Source organism: Bradyrhizobium sp. P2_E8 (assembly GCF_056403875.1).
The window spans coordinates 1-9009 of the sequence record NZ_JBFUES010000215.1 but is presented as its reverse complement, the minus strand read 5'-3'; the positions used below and the strand labels follow the sequence as shown (position 1 = coordinate 9009).

Genomic DNA, 9009 nt, shown 5'->3' with positions numbered 1-9009 from the left:
ATGCAGGCAGGCCGGCTTCCGTCGTCGTCGGCACGTTCGGCAGCGACGGATTGCGCTCGACCGTTGCGATCGCATAGGCCTTGATGGTGCCGGCGTTGATCTGCGGCACGGCGTTGACGATCTGGTCGCACATGTAATCGACCTGCCCCGCCACCAGCGCGTTCATCGCGGGGCCGGTGCCGTTGAAGGGCACGCCGACCGGCTTGATGTCGAGGATGGAGTGCAAGAGTTCGCAGGACACGTGCGAGACCGAGCCGACGCCGGCGTGTGCCGCGTTCACCTTCTCGGCATTGGCCTTCACGTAGGCGACGAACTCCTTCAGGTCCTTCGGCGGAAAATCCTTGCGCGCCAGGATCAGGATCGGCGTGCCCGCGAGGAGCGCGATCGGCTCGAAGTCTTTCTCCGGATGATAGGCAAGCTTCGGATAGAGCGGCACGGATGCGGCATGAGTGCCCATATGCCCCGTGATCAGCGTATAGCCGTCATTGGCCGCGCGCGCGGCTCGCGCGGTCGCGGTGGTGCCGCCGGCGCCGACCACGTTCTCGATGACGATGCTCTGCCCCAGCGTCTGCGCCATGTGCGCGGTGACGATGCGCGAGATCACGTCGGTCGGGCCGCCGGCCGCGAACGGCACGATCATGGTGATGCCGCGCGTCGGATAGGTCTGCGCCTGAGACGGTGCGACAAACGCGCACAGCGATGCGAGCGCGACGGCACATGCGCCCGTAGCGAGCGCGCGAATAGAAGTCATGTCGTTTCCCCGGGACGCAAACAAAAATGCCGGCCACAAGGGCCGGCATTTTCATGTCACGAAGTCATCACACAAGTCGATTCGACTTCCGAATGCGGCGCGCGGACGCAGGCGCGATCAGTTCTCGGATTCGGTGAACACCTCGTCGCGCTTGGCGCGCAGCGCAGGCAGCACCGTGAGGATCAACAGGCTCGCCGCGATCGCCAGCAGCACTGCCGACAGCGGACGCGTCAGGAACACGCTCCAGTCACCGCGCGAGATCAGCAGTGCGCGGCGCAGGTTCTCTTCCATCAGCGGTCCGAGCACCATGCCGAGCAGCAGCGGGGCCGGCTCGAAATCGTGCTTGATCAGCCAGTAGCCGACGAGACCGAACACGCCGGCGAGGATGACGTCGACCGGCGCGTTGTTCACCGAGTAGATGCCGATCGCGCAGAAGATCACGATCGATGGGAACATCAACCGGTAAGGCACGCGCAGCAGGCGGACCCAGATTCCGACCAGCGGCAGGTTGATGATGATCAGCATCAGGTTGCCGATCCACATCGAGGCGATCATGCCCCAGACGAGATCCGGCTGCTTCTGCATCACTTGCGGACCCGGCACGATGCCATGGATGGTCATCGCGCCCACCATCAGCGCCATCACCGCGTTCGGCGGAATGCCGAGGGTGAGCAGCGGGATGAAGGAGGTCTGCGCCGCCGCGTTGTTGGCGCTCTCCGGCGCCGCCACGCCCTCGATCGCACCGCGGCCGAACCGCGACGGGTTCTTGGCGATCTTCTTCTCGAGCGTATAGGCCGCAAAGGACGCGATCACGGCGCCGCCGCCCGGCAGGATGCCGAGGATCGAGCCGAGCACGGTGCCGCGCAGGATCGCGGGTGCGGAGTCGCGCAGATCCTTCCTGGTCGGCATCAGGCCGGTGATCTTCTGCTGAACGAGGTCGCGGTTCATCTCGGCGCCGGCGTCGAGGTTGCGGATGATCTCGGCAAAGCCGAACACGCCCATCGCTACCGTCGCAAAGCCGAGACCGTCGGCGAGCTCCGGAATGTTGAAGGCCATGCGCGAGGCGCCGGTCTCGATGTCCGAGCCGACCATCGACATGAGCAGGCCGAGCACGATCATCGCGATCGCCTTCAGCACCGAGCCCTTGGCCAGCACGACCGCGAAGATCAGGCCGAGCACCATCAGCGAGAAATACTCGGCCGGGCCGAAGGCCAACGCGAGCTTGGTCAGCGGCGCGCCGAGCACGGCGATGAGCACGGTCGCGACGCAGCCGGCGAAGAACGACCCGATCGCCGCGATCGCCAGCGCCGGGCCGGCACGGCCCTGCTTGGCCATCTGGTGACCGTCGATGGCGGTGACGACCGATGTCGCCTCGCCGGGTATGTTGACCAGGATCGACGTGGTCGAGCCGCCATATTGCGCGCCGTAATAGATGCCGGCGAGCATGATCAGCGCGCCGACCGGCGGCAGTCCGAAGGTGATCGGCAGCAGCATCGCCACGGTTGCGATGGTGCCGATACCAGGGAGAACGCCGACCAGCGTGCCGACGAGGGCGCCGATCAGGCACATCAGGAGGTTGATCGGAGAAAGCGCGACGGCGAAGCCGTGGGCGAGGTTGGCAAAAATATCCATCACGCCCTCACTGGATCAGGAAACGCGGAAACATCGGCATCGGTAACCCGAGCACGTAGGGGAAGAGCAGCGCGCAGCCGAGCGTCAGGCAGGCGCCGACGATGGCAGCCTCCAGCCAGCGCGTCTCGTGCGAACCCATCGCCGCGATCATGAAACTGACGAAGGCGGAGACCACGAGGCCGAGCGGCCGGATCGCCAGGGCGAAGAACACGATCGAGGCCATCACGAACAGCGGCCCGCGCCAGGAATAATGGGCCATCGCCGCCCCGTCGGTCAGAAGGCCGGTCAAGGCGATGCCGGCGGACAAGGCGACCAGCAGCCCGCCGAACATGCGCGGCGCGGTGCCCGCACCGAAGGAGAAGCCGCGCATGCCCTGCAAATCGCTCGAGGCCCACAGCGCGAACAGCGCGAGCGCCATCAGAATGACGCCACCGACATAATCCTGTGCCGACCGGATGGCCATGAACAGGGAGACGATGGCTACCGCAAGGATCGGGTAGGAATAGATCAGCGCCAGCAGAACGTCGGATGACGCCTTCTTGGTCTCACCGCCGACCGATCCGATCAGTACCGCGGGAGCACCCGCGACCAGCGCGGTGGCGTGGCTGATCAGAACGGTGGCCGGACCGCGTCCCGCGCCCCAGCCAAAAATCGTCCCGATCGACCAGATGAATTCGAATATCTGCGGCGCAATGGCCAGCAGACAAAAGCCGAGCGCCACCGAGGTGTTTCGGGTGGCTGTCGCTGAGTGGCCCATCGTATCGGCCATGCATGTCTCCTCCGCGACCCGTAAGTCACGCGCAGTGTTGTTCTAATCGGCTGGAAATGGATCCCTCGCCCGGATCACTGCCTAGCGATTTTCATTACACAATGCCAGCAAAACCCAACAAGCCCCCGGCGAGCAGGAGCCATAGTGGATTGATGCGCGACACCGCTGCGAGCAGCGCAACCATCGCGGTCAGAAGCACCGCAGCAATCGTGCGATCGGTCGTCTGGGCCAGGATCAGCGCACTCGCCGCCATCAATCCGATCGAGAGCGGAACCAGTGCAGCCTGGATCAGGCCGGGCCAGCGCGATTGGCTCGGCCGGTTCAAGAGCCGGCTGACATAATAGGCAACCAGCGCGGTCGGCAGGCACATCGCCAGCGTCGCTGCCAGCGCGCCGGGGATGCCGGCGACCGCATAGCCGATTAACGTCACGATAAGCACGTTCGGACCTGGCGAGAGCTGCGCGATCGCATAGGCATCCGTGAACTGCTTGTCGGTCATCCAGTGATGCACATCAACCGCGACGCGGTGCATCTCGGGCACCGCGGCCGCAGCGCCGCCGACCGCGAACAGCGACATGAGGGCAAAGGTGGAGATCAGCGCCCAGATCGGGTTCTCGGCGTTCACGCTGCTACCTTCCGCCGCAGGAAGAAGGTGGCGCCGACACTCACGGGGATCGCGACCAGCAGCACCGCCTGGAGCGGCAGGCGAAGCACGCCGATGGCGAGGAACACGCCGAGCATCAGGATGAGCGCAACGGCGTCCATTCGCTTGAGCAGCGGCGTCATCATGCGGAAGACCACCGCGATCAGCAGGCCGACCGCCGCACAGGAGATGCCCGCGAGGATGCGGCGAAGCACCTCCACATCGCCGAACTGGGCGTAGACGATCGCAAGCACGGTCATGATCAGCGTCGGCGGCAGCAGCAGCCCGGCAAAGGCGGCAACGCCGCCCGCAATTCCGCGCAGCCGCGCGCCGAAGACCATCGACAGATTGACGATGTTGGGGCCGGGCAGGAAATGGCAGAGCGCGAAGGTTTCGTTGAACTCGTCCGCCGTCATCCAGCGGTGCTGCTCGACGATCGCCCGCCGGGCAAACACCAGGACCCCGCCGAAACCGGCTAGGGACATCCGGGCGAAGGCCACGAACAGCGCGGCCAGGCTGGGCGGAGGGCCGCCGGCTGCGGCACGATCCGGCTCTTGGGCGGCCGGTGCTGAATCCGTGGACATGTCAGGAGCTTAGAACGCGGGCCGCCGCGAGGCCAAGACCGTCCGGAACCTATCCAAAGGGAACCGCGCCATGCCCGCCCCAAACCCCTGTCTTTCTAAACCTTTGCCCCCTATATTGGGAGTGCCGGTTCGCCGGCTATGGAAATAAACGGTCGTCGTAATAAACCATTCGGACCCGGGGGCGGTACCCGGCGCCTCCACCAAAGCCCACGAGCGGGCGAGCCCTAGAAGCGGGTTTTGGCGGGGGCGAAATAGGATCGACGAGGGCGTAAAGGGCGTGCTTTTTCCCGGTATTGTTCCGCCGTTATCGGGCTACTGCAATAGTTGCCAACGACAACTTTGCTCCGGTTGCTCAGGCTGCGTAACGCAGTTTGAAAGACCATCTTAAAGTCCTAACGGGTTAAGCTCCGTTAGGCGGGGTTCGGAGGCACCTGGCAACAGAAGCCTCCACTTACCTTTGATTTCCTCCCCGGCGGGGACTCCTGCTGACCCGTCAGGCGCGGTACTATTGCGACTTGGCGAGTCGGGCCGGCAGGGCCCAACTCCTGGAATGCAACAGGACCACCATGGCGACCGATCATATCCGATACGATGTGCTGGCCCGCGACGCGCTGCGCGGCGTGCTGCGGAAGGTGCTGACCGACGCCGCGTCCCATGGACTGCCGGGCGAGCATCATTTCTTCATCACCTTCGTGTCGAAGGCCGAGGGCGTAAAGCTGTCGTCGCGCCTGTTGGCGCAATATCCGGAAGAGATGACGATCATCCTGCAGCACCAGTTCTGGGATCTGACCGTGCTCGAGGACCGCTTCGAGGTCGGCCTGTCGTTCGGCGGCATTCCGGAGCGGCTGATCGTGCCGTTCAGCGCCATCAAGAGCTTCCTCGATCCGTCCGTGAAGTTCGGCCTCCAGTTCGACACGTCCGATGTCGCCGAGGTCGTGCCGGAGACGTTGCCCGCGGCCCCTGCCCCTTCGGCCGTGTCGGTGCCCGCGCCCGCCCTCGAAAAGGCGGAGACCGCGGAAGAACCGACCCCGCCGAGCCAGGGCGGCGCCGAAGTCGTGCGGCTCGATCGTTTCCGCAAGAAATGATCTAGGCTGCCGCGCGAGACCTCGCGCCCGGCCAGACTGCCTATATAGAAGAGCACATGAAGAGGCCGCGCGGCATTTCGCGCGGCGGAATGGATGTGCTCATGGCCAAAGCTGCCCGCTCGAAGACCGCCCGCCCCGCGACCCGCATCGAGACCGACAGTTTCGGTCCCATCGAGGTCCCCTCCGATCGCTATTGGGGGGCACAGACCGAGCGCTCGCGGCAGAATTTCCGCATCGGCACGGATCGCATGCCGATTTCGCTCGTGCATGCGCTCGGCATCGTCAAGCTCGCCGCGGCGCAGTCCAATCGCGAACTCGGCCTGCTCGACCAGCGCCGGGCCAATACCATCATCCGCGCCGCGCGCGAGGTGATCGAGGGCAAGCTGGACGACCATTTCCCGCTGGTGGTGTGGCAGACCGGCTCGGGCACGCAGACCAACATGAACCTCAACGAGGTGATCGCCAACCGCGCCAATGAGCTGCTCGGCGGCGAGCTCGGCGCCAAGAAGCCGGTGCATCCCAACGATCACGTCAACATGAGCCAGTCCTCGAACGACTCGTTCCCCACCGCAATGCACATCGCGGCCGCAAGCCGCATCACCGCCGATCTCGTTCCCGCCCTTGGCGAGCTGCTCCGCGCGCTACGCAAGAAGGAGAAGGAGTTTTCCAGGATCGTGAAGATCGGCCGTACTCATACGCAGGACGCGACGCCCCTGACGCTCGGCCAGGAATTTTCCGGCTATGCCGCGCAGGTCGAAAGCGGCATCGCCCGGCTCAAGGTCGCGGTGAAGGAGCTCTATCCGCTGGCGCAGGGCGGCACCGCCGTCGGCACCGGCCTCAACTCGAAGCCGCGCTTTGCGCGACTGTTCGCAAGGCACGTCGCCGGGATCACCAAACTGCCCTTCACCAGCGCCGCCAACAAATTCGAGGCGCTGGCCTCGAACGACGCATATGTGCTGGCGCACGGTGCCATCAATTCGGTCGCGACAGGGCTGTTCAAGATCGCCAACGACATCCGCCTGCTCGGATCGGGCCCGCGCTCGGGCCTCGGCGAGCTGATCCTGCCGGAGAACGAGCCAGGCTCCTCGATCATGCCGGGCAAGGTCAATCCGACGCAATGCGAGGCGATGACCATGGTGTGCTGCCAGGTGTTCGGCAATCACACCGCGATCACGGTCGCCGGCAGCCAGGGTCATTTCGAGCTCAACGTCTACAAGCCCGTGCTGGCCTACAACATGCTGCACTCCATCCGCCTGATGGCCGACGCCGCACGCTCCTTCACCGAACATTGCGTCAGCGGCATCCGCGCCGACGAAAAGCGCATAAGTGAGCTGATGCAGCGCTCGCTCATGCTGGTGACCGCGCTTGCCCCGAAAATCGGCTACGACAACGCCGCCAAGGTGGCCAAGACGGCCCATGCCAACGGCACCACGCTGAAGGAGGAGGCGCTGCGGCTCGGCTTCGTCTCGGCCGACGAATTCGACCGCCTGGTGCGCCCGGAGAAGATGACCAGCCCCGGATAGGATTCCGAATTCCGATAGTCATCCGTAGTGATACGGGCGCTCAACCGGCAGAATTATGCGGCTTTGGGGACGGGATTTGATTACCGTCAATGTTGCGGCGGAACGCCGTGTTACGCAGCTCTTCTGCCCTAGACAGGGCGAAATTCATTGTTTGATGGCCCGAAGGGCCGATTGACGAGGGCAAGCGAATGACGATCAAGTCTTGTCGGGTGCGATGCGGCACCCTGTTTCTGAAAGTTTCATCCTGCCTGAAGAGGATCGGATGATGGAGACGCGGCATGGGGAACGTCATCAACCTGAATCGTTTCCGGAAGCGCGCCGAGCGGGAAGCCTCGGCGAAGCAGGCGGACGCCAATCGGGCGAAGTTCGGCCGCACGAAGGCGGAGCGGTCGGCGGAGGAGACGCGCGCGGACAGGGCGAAGGAGCACCTGGATCAGCATCAGATCGATCGCGAGGAGCAGCCATGAAATCGCCCGTCGTGAAACGGTCRATCGTCGTCGCCGGTCACAAGACCAGCGTCAGCCTGGAAGAGGCGTTCTGGAACGGCATGAAGGAGATTTCGGGCCTGCGCAACATGACGCTGTCCGAGCTCGTCGGCGAGATCGACGGCAATCGCCAGCAGGGCAATCTGTCCTCGGCGATCCGCCTGTTCGTGCTGGACTACTTCAAGAGCCGCGCCATGGCCGCCCAGCCGGACAAGGTCCCGGCCCAGTAGCCGACGAGGCCTCTTTTCGACCCGCCAGGGCGGCCGCACTTTAAAATCACTCTAAGGTGCAGCTTCCGCCGACCGGCGCGCTTGACCTCAATGCCCTGCGTTGAAAATACAGGGCATGACCGACACCAATGATACGCGCCCTCACATGCCGCTGGGTCTGGCCCTGCGCGGCTACACCGGCGTCATCCAGCACCTGTCCGCCCGGGACACCGGTTCGGCGCTCTCGGACATCGAGCTCGAGAGCCGGCTGATCGAGCTCGGCTTCGTCGAGGGGGCCCGGGTCGAGGTCCTGCACGAGGGGCTGGTCGGGCGCGACCCCATTGCCGTGCGGGTCGACAGCATCACGATCGCGGTCCGCCGGCGCGAAGCCATGGCCATCATCGTCGCCTAGATAGCGACCGGACGCCGCATCCCGGACCAGTGATCCCATGGAATTACCCCTGCTGCATCTCGCCCTGGTCGGCACGCCAAACAGCGGCAAGACCTCGCTGTTCAATGCCCTGACCGGCAGCCGGCAGAAGGTCGCGAACTATCCGGGCGTCACCGTCGAGCGCAAGGAAGGCTTCTTCGTCACGCCCCAGGGACGCCAGGTCTCGGTGGTCGACCTGCCCGGCACCTATTCGCTGCGCGGCCGCAGCCCGGACGAGGAGATCACCCGCGACTTCGTGCTCGGCAAGGCCACCGGCGAGATCGTGCCCGACCTCGTGCTGTGCGTGGCCGATTCTACCAATCTGCGCCTGACCATCCGCCTGCTGCTGGAGCTCAAGCGCACCGGCCGGCCGATGATCCTCGTGCTCAACATGTTCGACATCGCCACGCGCCGCGGCATCACTGTCGACGTCGAGCGGCTCGCCAAGGAGCTCGGCGTGCCCGTGGTCACCTCGATCGCGGTGCGCAAGGGCGGCACAGCCGATCTGTTGACGCTGACCGACGAGATCTCGGCCAGGCTCGCCGCCGAGCCGGCCGAGAACAACTGGCGCGCGCTCAGCGTGGCCGAATTGCGCTCCACCCAGCGCGAGGCCGACCGCATCATCGCCGATTGCGTCAGCCTGCCGAGCCGGCCCGACACCTGGACCGCGCGGATCGACGCCGTGGTGCTGCATCCCGTCGGCGGGCTGATCGTGCTGGCGCTGATCCTGTTCGTGATGTTCCAGGCGGTGTTCGCCTGGGCGCAGCCGCTGATGGACCTGCTCAAATCAGGCTTCGACGTGCTCGGCGAACTCGTACACGACACCCTGCCCGCCGGCCTGCTGCAGAGTTTTCTGCAGAACGGCGTAATTTCCGGCGTCGGCAGCGTGATCGTGTTC

The 9009-nt window shown here is 65.0% G+C and carries 11 protein-coding genes and 1 other RNA gene; 7 read left to right on the top strand and 5 right to left on the bottom strand.

Translation table 11 applies throughout. From position 1 onward, the window contains the following. From AC1D00_RS14520 to AC1D00_RS14500, 5 genes are all read right to left on the bottom strand, one after another. Positions 1 to 751, bottom strand: a 751-nt coding sequence (locus AC1D00_RS14520) for a tripartite tricarboxylate transporter substrate-binding protein (protein ID WP_477011141.1), incomplete at its 3' end; no start/stop codon positions are given. A 117-nt stretch (positions 752 to 868) separates the two neighbouring features. Then, a complete protein-coding gene (locus tag AC1D00_RS14515) occupies positions 869 to 2383 on the bottom strand; it encodes a tripartite tricarboxylate transporter permease (protein ID WP_027544749.1) in 1515 nt (504 codons plus the stop codon). A 7-nt stretch (positions 2384 to 2390) separates the two neighbouring features. Continuing rightward, entirely contained in the window at positions 2391 to 3152 is a 762-nt protein-coding gene (locus AC1D00_RS14510; protein ID WP_477011140.1) for a tripartite tricarboxylate transporter TctB family protein, read from the bottom strand. Positions 3153 to 3246: 94 nt separating this feature from the next. Continuing rightward, positions 3247 to 3777 carry a chromate transporter gene (locus tag AC1D00_RS14505; RefSeq protein ID WP_404553760.1) on the bottom strand — a complete coding sequence of 177 codons (531 nt, stop codon included), beginning with the start codon at positions 3775 to 3777 and terminating at the stop codon, positions 3247 to 3249. Next, entirely contained in the window at positions 3774 to 4379 is a 606-nt protein-coding gene (locus tag AC1D00_RS14500; RefSeq protein ID WP_477011139.1) for a chromate transporter, read from the bottom strand. The genes AC1D00_RS14505 and AC1D00_RS14500 overlap by 4 nt, the downstream gene beginning before the upstream one ends. An 84-nt stretch (positions 4380 to 4463) precedes the next feature. Between AC1D00_RS14500 and ssrA the strand changes: the two genes are divergently transcribed. The 7 genes from ssrA to AC1D00_RS14465 all read left to right on the top strand — a co-directional run. Continuing rightward, positions 4464 to 4831: a transfer-messenger RNA gene (gene ssrA, locus AC1D00_RS14495) on the top strand. A gap of 114 nt (positions 4832 to 4945) precedes the next feature. Further along, positions 4946 to 5464, top strand: coding sequence for an SspB family protein (locus AC1D00_RS14490; RefSeq protein ID WP_027544745.1), 519 nt, complete (start codon positions 4946 to 4948; stop codon positions 5462 to 5464). A gap of 89 nt (positions 5465 to 5553) precedes the next feature. Further along, positions 5554 to 6987, top strand: a complete 1434-nt coding sequence (gene fumC / locus AC1D00_RS14485) for a class II fumarate hydratase (protein WP_477011142.1) — start codon at positions 5554 to 5556, stop codon at positions 6985 to 6987. A 278-nt stretch (positions 6988 to 7265) separates the two neighbouring features. Continuing rightward, positions 7266 to 7454: a DUF4169 family protein gene (locus AC1D00_RS14480; protein ID WP_092185375.1), complete on the top strand. Its 189-nt coding sequence runs from the start codon at positions 7266 to 7268 to the stop codon at positions 7452 to 7454. Beyond that, positions 7451 to 7702: a ribbon-helix-helix domain-containing protein gene (locus AC1D00_RS14475; RefSeq protein WP_018640860.1), complete on the top strand. Its 252-nt coding sequence runs from the start codon at positions 7451 to 7453 to the stop codon at positions 7700 to 7702. Before AC1D00_RS14480 ends, AC1D00_RS14475 begins: the two co-directional genes overlap by 4 nt. Positions 7703 to 7817: 115 nt before the next feature. Beyond that, complete coding sequence (locus AC1D00_RS14470; protein WP_011089262.1) at positions 7818 to 8093, top strand: FeoA family protein; 276 nt, start codon at positions 7818 to 7820, stop codon at positions 8091 to 8093. A 37-nt stretch (positions 8094 to 8130) separates the two neighbouring features. Continuing rightward, positions 8131 to 9009 (top strand): FeoB small GTPase domain-containing protein (locus AC1D00_RS14465; protein WP_477011138.1); only part of this gene is annotated, 879 nt, incomplete at its 3' end.

Bases quoted from the DNA above. Each gene is read 5' to 3' on its own strand.
- AC1D00_RS14515 (WP_027544749.1), bottom strand. From the start codon at position 2,383: ATGGATATTTTTGCCAACCTCGCCCACGGCTTCGCCGTCGCGCTTTCT.
- fumC (WP_477011142.1), top strand. From the start codon at position 5,554: ATGGATGTGCTCATGGCCAAAGCTGCCCGCTCGAAGACCGCCCGCCCC.
- AC1D00_RS14470 (WP_011089262.1), top strand. From the start codon at position 7,818: ATGACCGACACCAATGATACGCGCCCTCACATGCCGCTGGGTCTGGCC.
- AC1D00_RS14500 (WP_477011139.1), bottom strand. From the start codon at position 4,379: ATGTCCACGGATTCAGCACCGGCCGCCCAAGAGCCGGATCGTGCCGCA.
- AC1D00_RS14480 (WP_092185375.1), top strand. From the start codon at position 7,266: ATGGGGAACGTCATCAACCTGAATCGTTTCCGGAAGCGCGCCGAGCGG.
- AC1D00_RS14490 (WP_027544745.1), top strand. From the start codon at position 4,946: ATGGCGACCGATCATATCCGATACGATGTGCTGGCCCGCGACGCGCTG.
- AC1D00_RS14510 (WP_477011140.1), bottom strand. From the start codon at position 3,152: ATGGCCGATACGATGGGCCACTCAGCGACAGCCACCCGAAACACCTCG.